The sequence below is a fragment of the Solwaraspora sp. WMMA2056 genome, assembly GCF_030345095.1.
Lineage (GTDB): Bacteria > Actinomycetota > Actinomycetes > Mycobacteriales > Micromonosporaceae > Micromonospora_E.
In genome coordinates, this window is the sequence record NZ_CP128360.1 from 4,509,328 (window position 1) to 4,525,681 (window position 16,354).

The 16,354-nt window shown below is 72.7% G+C and carries 16 protein-coding genes; 7 read left to right on the plus strand and 9 right to left on the minus strand.

All coding sequences use genetic code 11. The features are described from left to right. Positions 1-2: 2 nt before the first annotated feature. From O7608_RS20270 to O7608_RS20280, 3 genes are all read right to left on the minus strand, one after another. Positions 3-545 carry a hypothetical protein gene (locus O7608_RS20270; protein ID WP_289206106.1) on the minus strand — a complete coding sequence of 181 codons (543 nt, stop codon included), beginning with the start codon at positions 543-545 and terminating at the stop codon, positions 3-5. Positions 546-592: 47 nt separating this feature from the next. Then, entirely contained in the window at positions 593-1,063 is a 471-nt protein-coding gene (locus O7608_RS20275) for a helix-turn-helix domain-containing protein (protein ID WP_282227238.1), read from the minus strand. 235 nt (positions 1,064-1,298) lie between these two features. After that, the gene (locus O7608_RS20280; protein WP_289206107.1) at positions 1,299-2,375 is read right to left on the minus strand and encodes a hypothetical protein; all 1,077 of its coding nucleotides are present in this window, start codon (positions 2,373-2,375) and stop codon (positions 1,299-1,301) included. A gap of 276 nt (positions 2,376-2,651) precedes the next feature. Between O7608_RS20280 and O7608_RS20285 the strand changes: the two genes are divergently transcribed. Genes O7608_RS20285 through O7608_RS20305 form a run of 5 tightly spaced genes read left to right on the plus strand, consistent with a single transcriptional unit; the run spans position 2,652 to position 8,344 of the window. Beyond that, positions 2,652-3,701, plus strand: coding sequence for a LacI family DNA-binding transcriptional regulator (locus O7608_RS20285; RefSeq protein ID WP_289206108.1), 1,050 nt, complete (start codon positions 2,652-2,654; stop codon positions 3,699-3,701). Beyond that, positions 3,698-5,302 (plus strand): FAD-dependent oxidoreductase, encoded by a 1,605-nt coding sequence (locus O7608_RS20290; protein ID WP_289206109.1) that lies wholly within the window; start codon positions 3,698-3,700, stop codon positions 5,300-5,302. Before O7608_RS20285 ends, O7608_RS20290 begins: the two co-directional genes overlap by 4 nt. Positions 5,303-5,335: 33 nt before the next feature. Next, the gene (locus tag O7608_RS20295) at positions 5,336-6,592 is read left to right on the plus strand and encodes an ABC transporter substrate-binding protein (RefSeq protein ID WP_289206110.1); all 1,257 of its coding nucleotides are present in this window, start codon (positions 5,336-5,338) and stop codon (positions 6,590-6,592) included. Continuing rightward, the gene (locus O7608_RS20300; protein WP_289210957.1) at positions 6,592-7,509 is read left to right on the plus strand and encodes a carbohydrate ABC transporter permease; all 918 of its coding nucleotides are present in this window, start codon (positions 6,592-6,594) and stop codon (positions 7,507-7,509) included. The genes O7608_RS20295 and O7608_RS20300 overlap by 1 nt, the downstream gene beginning before the upstream one ends. Further along, entirely contained in the window at positions 7,499-8,344 is an 846-nt protein-coding gene (locus O7608_RS20305) for a carbohydrate ABC transporter permease (RefSeq protein ID WP_289206111.1), read from the plus strand. The genes O7608_RS20300 and O7608_RS20305 overlap by 11 nt, the downstream gene beginning before the upstream one ends. On the opposite strand, the gene O7608_RS20310 is transcribed toward O7608_RS20305, so the two are convergent. The 4 genes from O7608_RS20310 to O7608_RS20325 form a co-directional block, all read right to left on the minus strand. Next, positions 8,334-10,004: a SulP family inorganic anion transporter gene (locus tag O7608_RS20310; protein ID WP_289206112.1), complete on the minus strand. Its 1,671-nt coding sequence runs from the start codon at positions 10,002-10,004 to the stop codon at positions 8,334-8,336. The genes O7608_RS20305 and O7608_RS20310 overlap by 11 nt on opposite strands. Next, positions 10,001-10,354 carry an ArsR/SmtB family transcription factor gene (locus tag O7608_RS20315; RefSeq protein ID WP_289206113.1) on the minus strand — a complete coding sequence of 118 codons (354 nt, stop codon included), beginning with the start codon at positions 10,352-10,354 and terminating at the stop codon, positions 10,001-10,003. Before O7608_RS20315 ends, O7608_RS20310 begins: the two co-directional genes overlap by 4 nt. 118 nt (positions 10,355-10,472) lie before the next feature. Then, positions 10,473-12,293, minus strand: coding sequence for a metallophosphoesterase family protein (locus O7608_RS20320; RefSeq protein WP_289206114.1), 1,821 nt, complete (start codon positions 12,291-12,293; stop codon positions 10,473-10,475). A gap of 106 nt (positions 12,294-12,399) precedes the next feature. After that, positions 12,400-13,146 (minus strand): SDR family NAD(P)-dependent oxidoreductase, encoded by a 747-nt coding sequence (locus O7608_RS20325; protein ID WP_289206115.1) that lies wholly within the window; start codon positions 13,144-13,146, stop codon positions 12,400-12,402. Positions 13,147-13,224: 78 nt separating this feature from the next. Here O7608_RS20325 and yidD point away from each other — a divergent pair, with 78 nt between their 5' ends. Both yidD and O7608_RS20335 read left to right on the plus strand, forming a co-directional pair. Then, a complete protein-coding gene (gene yidD / locus O7608_RS20330) occupies positions 13,225-13,626 on the plus strand; it encodes a membrane protein insertion efficiency factor YidD (protein ID WP_289206116.1) in 402 nt (133 codons plus the stop codon). 29 nt (positions 13,627-13,655) lie between these two features. Further along, a complete protein-coding gene (locus O7608_RS20335; protein WP_289206117.1) occupies positions 13,656-14,342 on the plus strand; it encodes an HAD family hydrolase in 687 nt (228 codons plus the stop codon). A gap of 35 nt (positions 14,343-14,377) precedes the next feature. Here O7608_RS20335 and ptsP read toward each other — a convergent pair whose 3' ends face one another. Both ptsP and O7608_RS20345 read right to left on the minus strand, forming a co-directional pair. Then, on the minus strand, positions 14,378-16,027 hold the full coding sequence (gene ptsP / locus O7608_RS20340) for a phosphoenolpyruvate--protein phosphotransferase (RefSeq protein WP_289206118.1): 1,650 nt from the start codon (positions 16,025-16,027) through the stop codon (positions 14,378-14,380). Further along, positions 16,020-16,349, minus strand: a complete 330-nt coding sequence (locus O7608_RS20345; RefSeq protein ID WP_289206119.1) for an HPr family phosphocarrier protein — start codon at positions 16,347-16,349, stop codon at positions 16,020-16,022. Before O7608_RS20345 ends, ptsP begins: the two co-directional genes overlap by 8 nt. Positions 16,350-16,354 lie beyond the last annotated feature (5 nt).

Below are 16,354 nucleotides of genomic sequence, written 5' to 3' on the forward strand. Positions count from 1 at the left end.
GTCTACCGGGGCGGCGGCTCGAGGCCGTGCCGCAGCCGTGCCGCCAGCGCGCTCTCCGCCGACGGGTCGGCACCGGCCGCTGCCGCACCGTCGGCGCGCACGGCCAGCTCCAGCAGGACGGTCGCCATCATCTCGGCCTCCTGCTCCTCGCCGCGACTGTAGACACCGGTGCGGTGGAGCACCCGGTGCACCAGGGTGGGTCGCAGCGCCGGCATCAGCAACTGGCTCGCCTGCTGGTCGTCGAGGGCGAGCGCGCGATGGTCGAACAGGATGTGGCCGAGTTCGTGGGCGACGATGTGGTCGCGGTGCACCTGGCTGGTGCGTTCCTCGAAGGCGATGACGTGGCCGGCGTCGGTGAAGAAGGTCAACCCGAAGGGCGCACCGGCGGGCATCGGTACGCCGACCAGGGTGATGCGCTGGCCGAGAACCGCCCCGACCTGCCGACACAACTGTGCGGCGTCGAACGGCCGGGGCATCCGCAGGCCCCGGTCCTGCAGCTGCCGCAGCCGGGTCAGGCAGGTCCGTCGCAGCTCGGATGACTTCATGTCCGTGCTTCCCTCAGTTTCGTCCACCCGTTGCCACTGCATGACGATCACGAGGTGGGGCGTCCGTCGGTGGCGGTGCCGTCGTCGGTGCGGGGCGCCTGCAACGCCTGCATGACCCGGTCGAGGATGTCGCCGACCGCGTCCAACTGCTCCTCGGGCAGCGCGCTCAGCCGGGTCGCGACGGCCCGGACCTTCAGGTTGCGCATCGCCTGCAGGGCGTGCAGATCCCGTTCGATCTCGCCGGAGCGGCGTCGGTCGAAGAAGAAGGCGGGGTCGACGTCGAAGAAGTCGGCGAGGGCCTCCAGATGTTCCTTGGTCGGGTTGGTTCGCCGGCCGGTGCGCAGTTGCCAGATGTACACGTCGGAGATCGACCCACCTCGCTCCCGGATGGCGTCGGCGACCTCCCGCGAGGTGTAGGGGTCGCGGCCGGCCGGCCGGACGGTGTCGAAGAGCAGGTTGAGTTTGTCGGCCAGGGTGGATCCCGATCCGGCAGGGGGGGTGGGGCCGCCGCCCGTCACGGCTACCTCCGTCGGATGTGCAGCTGGTATTAGTCAGATTCGTGCTGTCGGTTAATATTGGTTGACGGCAGCACGCGGAGTCAGTATACGATCACCACCTGGGGTTGACCAACCCGTGCGGCGGGCGACCTCGATGCCGCTGGTGCGGTGAGGGGCGCGGAACGGGGGCGCCCCTCACCCCACCAGCCAGCGGTACCCGGCGTCCGCCACCGAGAGCCGACCTACCGGCCGACGGTCACTGGACCGCCCGGGCCACCGCGATCCGGGTGCGGCCGCGCTGGCCGGCCTCGTAGAACATGTACTGCACGCCGCGGTCGGTGCCGAACGCCGGTGCCGCCACCCGGCCGTTGTCCGGGGCGCCGGTCAGCGGAGCGTGGAACACGCCGAGGTGGACCTCCCGGTCGAAGTTGTCGCCGACCTCGGTCAGGTACATCCGACCCGATCCGCCGTGGTAGACGACGTAGGTGGTGCCGTTGCGGGGCAGCAGATGCGCGCCGCTGAGATCGCTCAACCCGTCGCCGGACGGGCTGACCAACGGTTGCGGGTCGAACTGCCAGCTGCGGCCGTCGGCCGACCAGCCCCAGAAGATCTTCCGGAAGCCCGGTCGGACCGTGTGGTATCCCATGTAGACCATCACGTACCGGCTGCCCAGAGCGGGGATGCGGTGCTCGAAGACCCGCGCGTACGACGCCTCGGTGAGGTTCGGGACCATCGCCGTCGACAGCACCACCCCGTGGTACGTGAACCGCACGCCGTCCGACGAGATCGCCAACCGGGTGGTGTCGTTGTCGCCGTGGAAGTACAGATAGAACTGCCGGGTCGCGCTGTTCCACAGCACGTGCGGCGAGGAGACGTGCTCGACCGAGTAGTGCGGTGACCAGTCGCGCCGGACGATCGGGTTGCCGGCGTACTCGGTGAACGGGCCGGCCAGTGAGTTGCCGTAGGCCAGGCAGATCCCGCCGGGCCGGTCGTGTGGGGCGTAGTACAGGTAATAGCGGGCCAGCCCGCCGCTGATCCGGTCGTACACCCCACGGACGCAGGGGAAGATCAGCTCGCCGGTCGGGTTGTAGCGCAGGTTGGCGTGGTCCAGCGGCTGCCCGAGGTAGGCGTAGGCCGGGAATCCGGCGGGTGCGGCGCTGGCGGGTCCGGTGCCGACGGACAGCCCGCCGAGGCCGCCGGCCACGGCGGTGGCGCCGAGCAGGGCGGTGCCACGCAGTAGCTGGCGACGGTCGAGGCCGGCCGGGTGCCGGCGATCCGGTCCGGTTTCGGGTTCGGTTTCGGGGGAGTGCGCGGAGCGGGGGAACGGGCGCATGGGGTGGCCTTTCCGACACGTGGGCGGTGGACCGGGGGAGTCCACGGCGTCGTCACTGGCAGTCAGGTGAGGTGGAGCGGCCGGCCGAGCCCTCGTGTTGGCTGAGTCTGCGCGCGGTCGGATCGCCGCGTCAAGGCGCTAATACGAATTATCACCGGAACTTCGATCGGTGACACGCGACCTCGCGGGGGGTTGACGGGAACCGCCGACAGGGTTCAGGATCTCAGCCCAACGGAAACTAATGCGTATTAGCAGAGAAACGGACGGACACCGACAGTGACCGGATCTCGTCGACGGGTCACCCAGCAGGACATCGCCCGGATGACCGGCGTCAGCCAGGCGACGGTCTCCCTGGTGCTCAACGGCCGTGCCGACGCCGACGTACGGATCGCGCCGGAGACCCGCGACCGGGTGCTCGCCGCGATCCGCGCCACCGGCTACGTCGCCGACCCGGTCGCCCGCCGGCTCGCCGACCGCCACAACCGCATCCTCGGCGTGTTCACCTCCGAACCGGTGTTCCCCAGCGGTACCGGCGACTTCTACCACCCCTTCCTGCTCGGCATCGAACAGTGCGCCGAGCACCTCGGCTGCGACCTGCTGCTGCTCACCAGCGCCCCGGTCCTCGACGGGCGGCGTCGACTGTTCCACCAGGACAACCGGCTACGGCTGGCCGACGGCTGCGTCCTGCTCGGCCGTCAGCTCGATCCCGCCGAACTGACCCGGCTGCTCGCCGACGGACTGCCGTTCGTCTCCGTCGGACGGCGCGACGACGCCGGTGGCCCGGTGCCGTACGTCGGTGCCGACTACCCCGCCGCCACCGCCGCGCTGGTGGGTCGCGCCGTCGCACTGGGCCACCGTCGGCTCACCTACCTGGGCCAGGGCGACGGCCCGGAGTCGCACGCCGACCGGATGCGCGGATTCCGTACCGCCGCCGTGGCCGCCGGCGTCGAGTGGCGGCACGAGCCGACCGCCGGCCGTGACCCGGCCGAGCTGCTCGACGCGATCACGGCCGGCACCTGCACCGCCGTGTTCGCCGAGGAGTACGCCGACGGCGTCGCGCTCGCCGTACAGGCCCGCCAGCGGGGGCTGGACGTCCCGGCCGACCTGTCCATCGTGGCCCTGGGTGACCCGACCCGGCCGGCCCGCGCCGATCTGGACCTCACCGGTTTCCGGATCCCCCGGCAGCAGATGGGCTGGCAGGCGGTCGAGGTCCTGACGGCGGCGCTGCGGGGCACCACGGCCGCGCCCGTGCAGCGGCTGCTGCCCTGCGAGGAAGTCGTCGGCGCCACCCTGGCGTCGCCAACCGGAAGGAACCCGGCACAGTGACGGAGTACGGCTGCGACATCCTGGTCGTCGGCGGTGGACTGGGCGGGGTGGCCGCCGCGGTCGGCGCGCTACGCGCCGGGCGCACGGTGGTGCTCACCGAGGAACACGACTGGCTCGGCGGGCAGCTGACCAGTCAGGCGGTCCCGCCGGACGAGCACTCCTGGGTGGAGCGGTTCGGCGTCACCGCCAGCTACCGCGCGCTGCGTGAGGGCATCCGCGACTACTACCGGCGGCACTATCCGCTGACCGAGGCGGCCCGCGCCCAGCGCGAACTCAACCCCGGCGGCGGGCACGTCAGCCGGCTCTGCCACGAGCCCCGGGTCGCCGTCGCGGTCATCGAGGCGATGCTGGCGCCGTACCGGGGATCCGGACAGCTGCGGGTGCTGCAGCCGTACCGGCCGGTCGCCGCCGACACCGACGGCGACCGGGTCACCGCGGTCACCGTCGCGCACCGCGACGGCGGCGGCGAGATCACCATCACCGCGCCGTACGTGCTGGACGCCACCGAGACCGGTGAGCTGCTGCCGCTGACCGGCACCGAGTACGTCACCGGCTTCGAGTCGCGGGCCGACACCGGCGAGCCGAGCGCCCCCGACGTGGCCGACCCGACCAACATGCAGGCGGTGTCGGTCTGTTTCGCCATCGACCACGTCGACGGTGACCACACCATCGACCGGCCGGCCCGGTACGGGTTCTGGCGCGACTACCAGCCGCCCTTCTGGGGCGACCGGATGCTGTCGTTCCGCTCACCCAACCCCCGTACCCTGCAGATCGGCCAGCGCAGCTTCACCCCGAACCCCGACGACGACCCGCTCGCCGTCGTCGCCGACCAGCGGCTCAGCCCCGGCGACGGCAACCTGTGGACGTTCCGGCGGATCGCGGCGCGCCGGATGTTCCGTCCAGGGGCGTACGCCAGCGACATCTGCCTGGTCAACTGGCCGATGATCGACTACTTCGAGTCGCCGGTGATCGACGTGCCCGACCCGGCCCACCACCTCGCCGCCGCCCGGGAACTGTCCCGCAGCGTGCTCTACTGGCTGCAGACCGAGGCACCCCGCCCCGACGGCGGCACCGGCTTCCCCGGCCTGCGGCTGCGCGGCGACGTCACCGGCGGCACCGACGGGCTCGCCCAGGCCCCGTACATCCGGGAGTCGCGCCGGATCCGGGCCGAGTACACCGTCGTCGAACAGGACCTGTCGCTGGCGGTACGCGGCGACAAGGGCGCGGTGCGCTACCCCGACCCGGTCGGCGTCGGCATGTACCGCATCGACCTGCACCCCTCCACCGGCGGCGACAACTACGTCGACGTCGCCGCCTGCCCCTTCGAGATCCCGCTCGGCGCGCTGCTGCCGCAGCGGATGCGCAACCTGCTACCCGCCGGCAAGAACATCGGCACCACCCACATCACCAACGGCGCGTACCGGCTGCACCCGGTCGAGTGGAACGTCGGCGAGGCCGCCGGCACCCTCGCCGCGTACTGCCTGGACCGGCGGGTCGAACCCCACGCGGTACGCGCCGACACCGACCTGTTCGCCGACTACTGCACCGGGCTCGACGCCGCCGGTGTCGAACGACGCTGGCCGGACGTGACCGGCTACTGACCTCACCCGTCACCTGAGGAAGGACCCCACGACATGAGAACCCGGATAGCGACCGCGGCCCTGGCGGCCAGCCTGCTCGGCGTCGCCGCCTGCGGCGGGGACGACGGCGGCACCGACGGCCCGGTCTCGTTGCGGATGACCATCTGGTCGGCCAACGAGGCACACCTGGCGCTGTTCGACGAGATCGCCGACGCCTACCTCGCCGACAACCCGGACGTGGCCGCGATCAGTTTCGACCCGTTGCCGTTCGAGAACTACACCACCACACTGACCACGCAGATCGCCGGCGGCAACCCGCCCGACCTGGCCTGGATCTTCGAAAGCTCGGCACCGGACTTCGTCACCTCGGGCGCGCTCGCCCCGCTCGACGAGGTGGTCACCGACGCCGACGACCTGGTCGACTCGGCCACCGCGCTGTGGCGCGACGGCGACACCCTCTACGCGTACCCCTTCTCGACCTCGCCGTTCGGCGTCTTCGTCAACCGCGACCTGATCGCCGAGGCCGGCCGGCCCGACCCGGCCGCGCAGCTCGCGGCAGGGGAGTGGACCTGGGCCAACGCGGTCGACACCGCCGCTGCGGTCAACGCGGCCACCGACCGGGCGGGACTGGTCATCCGGGACTTCGACTACCAGGGCTGGGACTACCTGTCCACCGCGTGGACCGGCTGGGGTGCGCAAGCCTGGAGCGACGACGGGCGCGAGTGCGGCTTCACCGAGCCGGCGATGGTCGACGCGATGACCTTCCTGCACGAGGCGATCTTCACCGCCGGCGCGCTGCCCGGCCCGGGCACCACCGCGGACTTCTTCGCCGGCGAGGCCGCGCTGACGATCACCCAGATCTCCCGGGCCTCGCTGCTGGAGGACGGCGCGTTCGACTGGGACCTGCTGCCGCTGCCGGCCGGCCCGGCCGGCGAGTACGCGGTGATCGGTCAGGGCGGTGTCGCGGTGCTGCAACGCGGCCCGAACGCCGAGGCCGCCGCAGACTTCCTGGGCTACCTCACCAACCCGGAGAACTCCGCCAAGCTGGCGCGGTTCTTCCCGCCGCCCCGGCAGTCGCTGCTGACCGCCGACACCCTGGCGCAGACCAACCCGCTGCTCACGCCGGAGCAGCTGCAACAGGTCGTCATCGACGGCATCGCCGCCGGGGTGGTCAAGCCCAGCCACACCGACAGCGCCGAGATCAACCAGGCGGTCCGGGCCGCCCTCGACCCGATGTGGCAGGCCGACGCGGACGTGGCCGGCGTACTCACCGGGGTCTGTACGGCGATCGCGCCGCTGCTGGCCGGGTGATGCCGGCCCGGTCGGTGGCGGTAGCCCGGCCCGGCTGGTGGACCATCCACCGCCGGGACCAGGCCGCCGGCTACCTGTTCGTCACCCCGCAGCTCGTCGGCACGGCGGTGTTCGTGCTGGTGCCGCTGGGCCTGGTCGGCTGGTACAGCCTGCACGAGTGGAACGTACTGGCCGGCACGTTCGAGTTCACCGGCGCGGACAACTACCGGCAGCTGGCCGACGATCCCGCGCTGCCGGGCGTGCTGCGGGCCACCGCCCTGTTCTCCATCGGCCTGGTGACGGTCAACCTTGCCCTGGCGTTGCTGCTGGCGGTGCTGCTCAACCAGAAGCTGCGCGGCACCGTCGTGTTCCGGACGCTGTTCTTCTCACCGGTGGTCGTGTCCCTGGTCGCCTGGACCATCGTCTGGCGGTTCCTGCTGCAGGCCGACGGTGGCGTCAACGGCCTGCTCGGCACCCTCGGCGTCGACGGGCCGAACTGGCTGCGCGGCGAGGCCACCGCCATGGTCGCGGTGATCGTCGTGCAGGTGGTCAAGAACGTCGGCCTCAACATGGTGCTGTTCCTGGCCGCGCTGCAGGGTGTGCCGGGGGAGCTGTACGAGGCCGCCCGGGTCGACGGGGCCAGCCGGTGGACCCAGTTCCGGCGGATCACCGTACCGCTGATCAGCCCGACCATCCTGCTCACCTCGATCATCACCGTGGTCGGGTCGCTGCAGGTGTTCGCGCAGATCGCGGTGCTCACCCAGGGCGGGCCGGGCAACGCGACCACGGTGCTCGTCTACTACCTCTACCAGCAGGCGTTCCAGTTCCACCACTTCGGCTACGGGGCGACCCTGTCGGTGCTGCTGTTCGGCATCGTGCTGGCGTTGACCGTGGTGCAGTGGCAGATGCGTCGGAGATGGGTGTTCCATGAGCAGTAGCACGCTCTCGCCACGGGCGAAGCTCGCCCTGTACGGCGTACTGCTGGTCCTCGCCGTGCCGTTCGTCTTCCCCACCTGGTGGATGGTCACCTCGTCGGTGAAGCCGGTGAGCCAGATCTTCGCCTTCCCGCCGACGCTGTGGCCGGCCGACGCCAGTCTCGCCGCCTACCGCGACGTGTTCACCCTGCAGCCGTTCGCCCGGCAGTACTGGAACAGTGCGTACATCGCCGCCGTGGTCACCGCCGGCACCCTGGCGGTGTCGTCGCTGGCCGGCTACGCCTTCGCCCGGATCCGGTTCCGGGGCCAGCAGGCGCTGTTCCTGCTGGTCCTGGTCGGCCTGCTGATCCCCAGCGAGGTGACGATCGTCCCGCTGTTCCAGATGTTCAACCAACTGGGCCTGATCGACACCCACTGGCCGCTGATCCTGGTGCCGATCTTCGGTGCGCCGAGCGTGCTGGCCACCTTCATCATGCGGCAGTTCTTCCTGGCCCTGCCCGGGGAGTTGGAGGAGGCGGCCCGGGTCGACGGGCTCGGCCGGTTCGCCACCTTCTGGCGGATCGCGCTGCCGTTGGCCCGTCCGGCGTTGGGCGCGGTGGCGATCTTCACCTTCCTGCACAGCTGGAACCTCTACCTGGAGCCGATCGTGTTCCTGTCCACCCCGGAGAAGTTCACCCTGCCGCAGGCGTTGACCCAGTTCGTCGACGCGTACGGCGGGCCGATGTGGAACGTGCAGCTGTCGGCGGCGTCGCTGACCGCGATCCCGGTGCTGATCGTCTTCGTCATCGCCCAGCGGCAGTTCATCGAGGGCCTGGCGCACACCGGCCTCAAGGGGTGACGCCGTCGTCCCGGGCCCGGTCCACCTGGCCGAGGGCGGTTCGGGCGGCGGCGATCGCCTCCGGTGTGTCGGAGAAGACCCGGCCGAGTCCGTCCAGCCGGGGCAGCAGCCCGTACGCGGTGAGCGCCTTGCGGTGCTCGGGCCGCAACCCGGACAGGTGGACGACGATGCCGCGCCGTTCCAGCCGCTGCACGACGTCGCGCAGCACCATCGCGCCGGAGGCGTCGATGGTCGACACCCGCGACATCCGCAGGATCACCACCCGTACGTCGGCGACCTCGGACAACTCCAGCAGGAACCGGTGGGCGGCGGCGAAGAACAACGGCCCGTCCAGCCGGTACGCCACGATGTGCTCGGCCAGCAGCGCCTGCTCCTCGGCACGGTGGTCGCCGGTGTCCAGCGGCACCCGGTCCAGCCGTACCGTCTGGGCGATCTTGCGAAGGGCCAGGCCGCCGGCGACGACCAGCCCGACCAGCACGGCGGTGACCAGGTCCAGCAGGACGGTGGTCGCGGCGGTCAGCGCCATGACGGCCCCGTCCGAGCGCGACGCGCGGGCCAGCGCGGTGAGCGCGCTCACCTCGACCATCCGGACGGCGGTGGCGATCAGCACCCCGGCCAGCGCGGCCAACGGGATCCGGGCGACCAGCGGGGCCGCCGCGACGAGGATCACCGCCAGGATCACCGCGTGGGACAGCGCGGCCAGCCGCGAGGTGGCGCCGGCCCGGACGTTGACGGCGGTCCGGGCGATCGCGGCGGTCGCCGGCACCCCACCGAACAGCGGGGTCACCAGGTTGGCGACGCCCTGGCCGAACAGTTCCCGGTCCGGGTCGTGCCGCTGCCCGACCGACATGCCGTCGGCGACGGTGGCCGACAGCAGGCTCTCCAGGGCGGCCAGGGCGGCCACCGCGATCGCGGCGGTCGCCAGGGCGGGCACCGCCGCCGGGTCCAGGAAGGCAAGCGACGGCGCGGGCAGGCTGGCGGGCAGGGCGCCGATGGTCGCGGTCGGCAGCCCGGTCGCCACCGTCGTCACGGTCACCGCCGCGACCGCCAGCAGGGAGAACGGGACGGTCGGTCGCCACCGTGCTCCGACCAGCATCGCGGCGGCCACGGCGAGGGCGATCAGCAGCGACGGCCACCGGGGCGCCGCGACGAAGGCCGCGACGGCCTGTCCGGCCATCGTCAGCACCCGTTCGCCGTGGACCTGTACGCCGAGGGCGGCCGGGATCTGCTGCAGCAGGATCACCGCGGCGATGCCGGCGGTGAACCCCTCGATCACCGGCGCCGGGATGTAGCGGGCGACCTGGCCGGCCCGTACCAGCGCCAGCAGGATCAGGATCAGCCCGGCCAGCAGGCCGACGGTGAGCACCCCGCTGGGCCCGTACGCCGCCACGATCGGCACCAGCACCACGGTCATCGCCCCGGTCGGGCCGCTGACCTGCAGGTTCGATCCACCGAAGAGTGCCGCCAGGGTGCCGGCGACCACGGCGGTGACCAGCCCGGCGGCAGCGCCGAGTCCGGAGGCGACGCCGAAGCCGAGGGCGAGCGGCAGGGCCACGATCGCCACGGTGAGCCCGGCCAGCAGGTTACGGCCGGGCTGTCGGCGGACCGCCCGCCAGTCGGCGGCCTGCGGCAACAGACGGCGTACGGCGGTGGTGTTCACCGGCGACCCGAGGTGGCGTCGGGGGATGCCTGACGCAGCGCGACGAGCAGTTCGGTCTGGTCGACCAGCATCTCGGTGAGGATTCGCCGGGCGGCGCGCATCAGATCCGCCACGTCCGGCCCGGCCAGGGCGTAGGTGACGGCGGAGCCGTCCCGGCTGGAGACCACGATCCCGGCCCGGCGCAGCACCGCGAGCTGTTGGGACAGGTTCGACGCCTCGACGTCGATCTCGGCGAGCAGTTCGCGCACCTGGCGGGGGCGTTCGCCGAGGAGTTCGAGCACCCGGATCCGCACCGGGTGGCCGAGCATCCGGAAGAACTCGGCCTTCTTCTGGTACAGCGGTACTGGCATGTGTGCAATTGAAGACTTCTTCAAGCCGTCATTCGTCACCGGGGGTCCGTGCTGTGCGAATCCTCACTGACCGACACCTGGTCCCGCCACCGACGCACCGGTGGCGGGACCACGGTTGTCAGGCCCCGAGGGCGAACCGGTCCAGCACCACCGGTGCGACATCCGGGGTCCGCATGTCGTAGCGGTAGCTGGTCACCTCACCGGTGCCGGTGTCCAGGACGGAGAAGACCGAGTAGTCGTTGCTCTGCACGAACGGCAACGGCGTACCGGCCGGATCAGTCAGGGGCGCGACCGTCGGCAGCTGCGGCGCCAACCCGCCCGGGTTGCCCTGGGCCAGGTAGTTGTCCGGATCCCACGGCGCCGGCGGGATGGGCCGGGACCGGCCCGACAGCGGATGGAACGCCCCGTAGGAGTTGCCCACGTTGGAGGTCTCCAGATAGTGCGTGCCGGAGTCGGCGGTGAACCGGTTCCACAGGTGCGAGTGGCCGTTGAGCACCAGGTTCACCCCGGCGGACTCCAGCAGCGGGGCGACGTCGCGGGTCAGCACGTTCTCCGCACGGGGATAGTCGTACCGGACCAGCGTGTTGCCGGCCGCGTCGGTCTCCTCGGTGCGTACCGGATCGGTGAAGGGCGGGCTGACGTTGTCGCCCAGGCCGTGTGGGCCCTCGTGCAGCATCACCACCGTGTACTTCGCGTCCCGGAACTGCCTACTGGCCACCTCGCGCTGCAACCACTTGTACTGCCTGCCGCCGACGCCGATCTGCTCGAAGATGTGCGAACCCCAGCCCTGGGCGAGCGGGTCGCCCAGGGTCGCCGGGGCCTCGGTGTAGCGGGTCCGCTGCCAGTTGGCCGGGTCGGCGGCGATGCCGGTACCCCGCCAGATCCGGGTGGCGTACAGCGAGATCAGCCGGACGTCACCGACGGTGGTCGCGTACCAGCGTTCGCCGCCGGGTCCGCTGGTCGGCAGGGAGAAGATCTCCTCGTACGTCTCGGTGTTGAACGAGTTCTCCAGGATCCAACGTTCCTTGATCTTCGGATCGTTGCGCGGGTTGACCTGCCGGGCGACCTTGCGGTAAGCCGCCTCGGCCACCTCACGCGGCACCGGGGCGTTGAACGACTCGTTGAGCGTCGGCAGCCCGCTGCGGCCCTGCACCTCGTGGTTGCCGATCGCCGGGAAGAGCGGCGCGTGCTGCAGGATCTCGCCGCCGGTCCAGGCGACCCCGTTGACCGTCCGGGACGCCCGGCCCTGCAGCGCCGGGAAGAACGCACCGCCGCGCTGGTCGTCGAACCACTCCGAGGCCCGGTCCGGGACGTTGACCAGGTCGCCGGCGAGGAACACCGCGTCGATCCGCCCGACGGTCTCGACCGCCTTCTGCAGGTTCGCCGGGGTGTTCGGCATCGACTGGTGGTCGCTGGTCAGCAGGATCTTCTGCGCGTGGCCCTTGGCCGCCGCCGGGGCCAGGGTGTACGTGTCGGAGGCGACCAGCGCGCCCCGGTCGATCGACACCACCCGGTACGGCGTCCGGCTGCCGACGCCGAGTCCGCGCACGGTCGCCTCGTGCCGCCAGATGTGCCGGCGGGTGATCTGCGCCGGCGGGTTCGGGATCTGCGAGGCCGCGTCCTCGGCCACCCGGGACAGCTCCCCGGTGGCCGCGCGGAACACCCGTACCCCCCGGATCTTGCCGCCGGTGGCGGCGGCCCGCAGCTCGGCCCGGTTGAGCTCGTCGGCGCGCTCGCCGACGACCACCACGTGGTGCCGACCGGCGAACTCGGTCAGCCAGACGACCCGGACCGAGTTCTTCGTCGGGGACTGCAGGAACGGGTCGGTGAGCAGGACCGGGGCGGCGTCGGTGCCGGCGGTCGCCGCCGGGGTGATCGCGCCCATCAGCAGGGCCAGGATCGTGAGGGTGATGGTGAACTGCCGGATCGGTCTGGACACGGTGCCTCCACGCTGTCGGTGTCGAACCAGCGGGAGCATCGCCGTCGCAGGTGAACGGCGTCGGCGTAAGACGCTGACCAGCGGATGAACGCCCGGGCCCGCGCGGTCAGCGGTGCACCAGCCCGCCGCCGACCTCGATCACCTGACCGGTGACGGCCCCGGAGCCGGGGCTGGCCAGGAAACGGGCCGTGGAGACCATGTCGTCGGGGTCGAGCCGGCGCTGTACCGCCTGACGGGCCAGGACCGCGGCGTCGACCGCAGCCTCGTCGACCGGCCGGCCACCGGCGAGTTCCACCTCGCCCTCGGTGCGGATCGCGCCCGGCGAGATGGCGTTGACCGTGGTGCCGTCCGGCCCCAGTGCACGGGCCAGCGACCGGGTGAGGCCGACCAGCGCGGCCTTGCTCGACACGTACGACGGCCCGGACGGGCCACCCAGGCGGACCGTGGCCGAGGTGACGTTGATGATCCGGCCGCCGCCACGGGCCCGCATCCCCGGTGCGAGGGCCTGGCTGAGCAGCATCGGGGCGGTGACGTTGACCGCGAACGTCGCCTCCCATTCGGTCAGCGGCAACTCGTCGATCCACACGTTGGAGGCGCGGGCGGCGTTGTTGACCAGGACGTCTACCGGCCCGGCCGCCTCCGCGAGGGCCAGAACCTGGTCCGGGACCGACAGGTCGGCCTCGACGAGGCGGGCGTGCGCACCGGCCACCCGGCACCGCCCGGCGACAGCCTCCGTCTCGTCGGGGGCGGCCAGGTGGTGCAGCACCAGGGTCACCCCGGGCGCGGCGAGTCCGACCGCGAGGGCCGCGCCGATGCCGCGTCGCGCCCCGGTGACCAGGATCGTCCGGCTCATCAACGGATCCTGCGGTCCCTGGTCACCCCCCGTCAACGACCGCCCGTGGAGTTGCGCCTGTCGTCGATCATCAACCGCATGATCGGCAACACTTGGACCACCGCCCGGAAGAACCGTCGCCAGCAGCGCAAAGCGTCCCGTTCCCGCAATCTCGACGGCTGCTGCGACGGCTGCGACTGCTGCGACCTCGGGCTGTTCTCGACCCTGCTCACCGTTGGCGCGCTGGCGGCGACCATGACCCGGGCACCCGGGCTGGACCGGGCGGGGGAGGCAGCAATCCGTGGCTACCGGCGGTGGCTGTCGCCGTACTGGCCGGGCCGCTGCCGGTTCACTCCCACCTGCAGCGCGTACGGGCTGGCGGCGGTGCGCACCCACGGCCTCGGCGTCGGCGGCCGGCTGGCCGCCGCCCGGTTGCGCCGCTGCCGCCCCGACGTGCCGCAGGGCACCGCCGACCCGGTGACACGCGCCCCCGTACGATGACACCACCGACGGTATGTGGGGAGTGGACGGTGGACACGGACGTCGCGGCGATCGTCTTCGACTTCGACGGGCTGCTGATGGACACCGAGACGACGCTGGTCGACGGCTGGCGGCACGTCTGGGCGGCGCACGGCCTCGACCTTGAGCTCGACGGCTGGTTCTGGCCCGGCAACGGTGGCAACTGCACCGACCACCGGCTCGACCGGCTCGCCGCCCTGGTCGGCCCCACCTTCGACCGGCGCGCCTGCCAGGCGCGGTACGAGGCGTACCGCCGGGCCCGGCACGAGAGCCTGGACTTCTGCCCGGGCATCCGTGACTGGCTGGACGAGGCCGCCCGGCTCGGCCTGCGGACCGCGGTGGCCAGCAGTTCGCCCCGGACCTGGGTACGCGAGCACCTGGGCCGGGTCGGTGCCGTCGACCGGTTCGACGTCATCGCGACCGGCGACGAGGTCGCGGCACCGAAACCGGACCCGGCGGTGTTCCGGCTCGCGCTCGACCGGCTCGGCGTCACCGGCCGCCGGGCGGTCGCGGTGGAGGACACCGGGCACGGGGTCCGGGCCGCTGCCGACGCGGGGATGTGGACCGTGGCGATCCCGAACGCCTTCGTCGACCCGGCCCAGGTGGCGGCGGCGGACCTGATGCTGACCAGCGCCGCCGCGCTGACCCTGGCCGAGGTCCTGGGTCGGCTCCCGAGCGGGTTGGCGACCCGGGGCTGAGCCAGCCGTACGGCGGAGCCACCTGCGGGCGCGGCTCAGCCCTCGGCCGGGCCGGCGGTGGCCGCCGCGCGGGCGGCCGTGGCGTCCGGCGCGGCCAGCGCGGCCTGCGCCAGCCGCCGGCAGTCGTCGAGGGTGTGCGCGGCGAGCGCGGCCCGTACCGCCGGCACCGACCGGGCCGACATCGACAGGCTGGACACCCCGAGCCCGGTCAGCACCACGGCCAGCGCCGGGTCGGCGGCGGCCTCGCCGCAGACCCCGACCGGCTTGCCGGCGGCGGCACCGGCCCGCGCGCAGCCGGCGATCAGCTCCAGCAGCGCCGGTTGCCACGGGTCGAGCAGGTCGGCCAGGTCGCCGCAGAGCCGGTCGGCGGCGAACGTGTACTGGCTCAGGTCGTTGGTGCCGATGCTGAGGAAGTCGACGTGGCCCAGCAGCGCCTCGGCGCGCAGCGCGGCGGCCGGCACCTCCACCATGGCGCCAACGGTGGGCAGCCCGACGGCCCGGGCCAGGTCGGCGAAGTCGGCGGCCTCCGCCGGGGTGGTCACCATCGGTGCCATCACCCAGACGTCGGCACCGGTGGCCGCGGCGGCCTGGGCGATCGCGGCGAGCTGGGTCTGCAGCACCTCGGGGCGCCGCCGGGCGGTCCGCAGGCCCCGTACGCCCAGCGCCGGGTTCGGCTCCTCCCCGGCGTGCAGGAACGGCAACGGCTTGTCCGCGCCGGCGTCGAGGGTCCGTAGCACCACCTTGCGGCCGTCGGCGGCGGCGAAGACCTTCGCGTACGCGGCGACCTGCTCGTCGTGCCCGGGTGGGGCGGTGCGGTCCAGGTAGAGCAGTTCGGTGCGGAACAGGCCGACACCTTCGACGTCGTCGACCAGGTCGGCCGCCGAACCGATGTTGGCCAGCAGCGCCACCGGATGCCCGTCGGCGGTACGCCCCGGCCCGCTGGTCGCCGCGAGTTCGGCCCGCCGGCGCTGCTCCCGCCGGGTGGTGTCGGCGACGGTGTCGGCGTCCACCCCGACCGCGACCTGTCCGGTGGTGCCGTCGACGGTGACCAGGGTCCCGTCGGCGACGTCCAGGATGCCGGCGCAGCGCACCACCGCGGGCAGGCCGAGCGCCCGGGCCACGATCGTGGTGTGGCTGGTCGGCCCGCCGGCGGCGGTGACCAGGGCGAGGACCCGGGCCGGGTCGAGCCCGGCGGTGTCCGCCGGGGCCAGGTCCCGGGCGACCAGGATGAACGGCACCCCCGGATCCGGTACGCCGGGCATCGGCTCGCCGAGACAGACCGCCACTGCCCGGTCCCGCAGGTCGTCGAGGTCGGCAACGCGTTCGGCGAGGTAGCCGCCGGCGGCGGCGAACGCGGCCCGGTGCTCGCCGAGCGCGCCGTCGATGGCGTGCGGGGCGTCGGCGCCCTCGCCGACGCGGGCCCGTACCGCCTCGTGCAGCACCGGGTCCTCGGCCATCATCACCTGTGCCCGCAGGATCTCCGCCGCCGTCGGATCGGTCGCGGTGCCGGCCCGCCGACCGAGTTCGGCGGCGACCGTGGTCAGGGCGGACACCGCCCGGTCCGCCTCGGCGGCCGGGTCTGGCACCGGTCGCGGCGCGGGCAGTCGGGGGGCCTCGGCGACCCGGTACGCCGGGCCGGCCGCCCACCCGGTACCCACACCGAGGCCGGTCAGCAGGTCAGGCACGGCCGGCCGCCGCGTCGGCGTCCCCAGCGGCGGTCGCAGCGGAGTCACCGGCGTCGTCGGCGTCGAGGTCGCGGGCGAGCAGCGTCGCCAGCTCGTCGAGGGCCGCCTCGGCACCGTCACCGTCGGCTTCCAACGTGACTTCGGTGCCCTGCTTCGCGCCGAGGGAGAGCACGCTGAGCATGCTGCGGGCGGGAACGGCCGGCCGGTCGGCGGTGCGGATCGTCACCGGCACCGCGGCGGTGGCGGCGGCGGCGACGAACAGCGCGGCCGGCCGGGCGTGCAGGCCGCTGGCGGATCCGACGGTGACGGTACGGGTGGGCATGGTGC

What these genes read in the sequence shown, in the direction of transcription:
- O7608_RS20295 (WP_289206110.1), top strand. Translation starts at nt 5,336, where the DNA reads ATGAGAACCCGGATAGCGACCGCGGCCCTGGCGGCCAGCCTGCTCGGC.
- O7608_RS20305 (WP_289206111.1), top strand. Translation starts at nt 7,499, where the DNA reads ATGAGCAGTAGCACGCTCTCGCCACGGGCGAAGCTCGCCCTGTACGGC.
- yidD (WP_289206116.1), top strand. Translation starts at nt 13,225, where the DNA reads ATGATCGGCAACACTTGGACCACCGCCCGGAAGAACCGTCGCCAGCAG.
- O7608_RS20280 (WP_289206107.1), bottom strand. Translation starts at nt 2,375, where the DNA reads ATGCGCCCGTTCCCCCGCTCCGCGCACTCCCCCGAAACCGAACCCGAA.
- O7608_RS20315 (WP_289206113.1), bottom strand. Translation starts at nt 10,354, where the DNA reads ATGCCAGTACCGCTGTACCAGAAGAAGGCCGAGTTCTTCCGGATGCTC.
- O7608_RS20325 (WP_289206115.1), bottom strand. Translation starts at nt 13,146, where the DNA reads ATGAGCCGGACGATCCTGGTCACCGGGGCGCGACGCGGCATCGGCGCG.
- O7608_RS20300 (WP_289210957.1), top strand. Translation starts at nt 6,592, where the DNA reads ATGCCGGCCCGGTCGGTGGCGGTAGCCCGGCCCGGCTGGTGGACCATC.
- O7608_RS20345 (WP_289206119.1), bottom strand. Translation starts at nt 16,349, where the DNA reads ATGCCCACCCGTACCGTCACCGTCGGATCCGCCAGCGGCCTGCACGCC.
- O7608_RS20270 (WP_289206106.1), bottom strand. Translation starts at nt 545, where the DNA reads ATGAAGTCATCCGAGCTGCGACGGACCTGCCTGACCCGGCTGCGGCAG.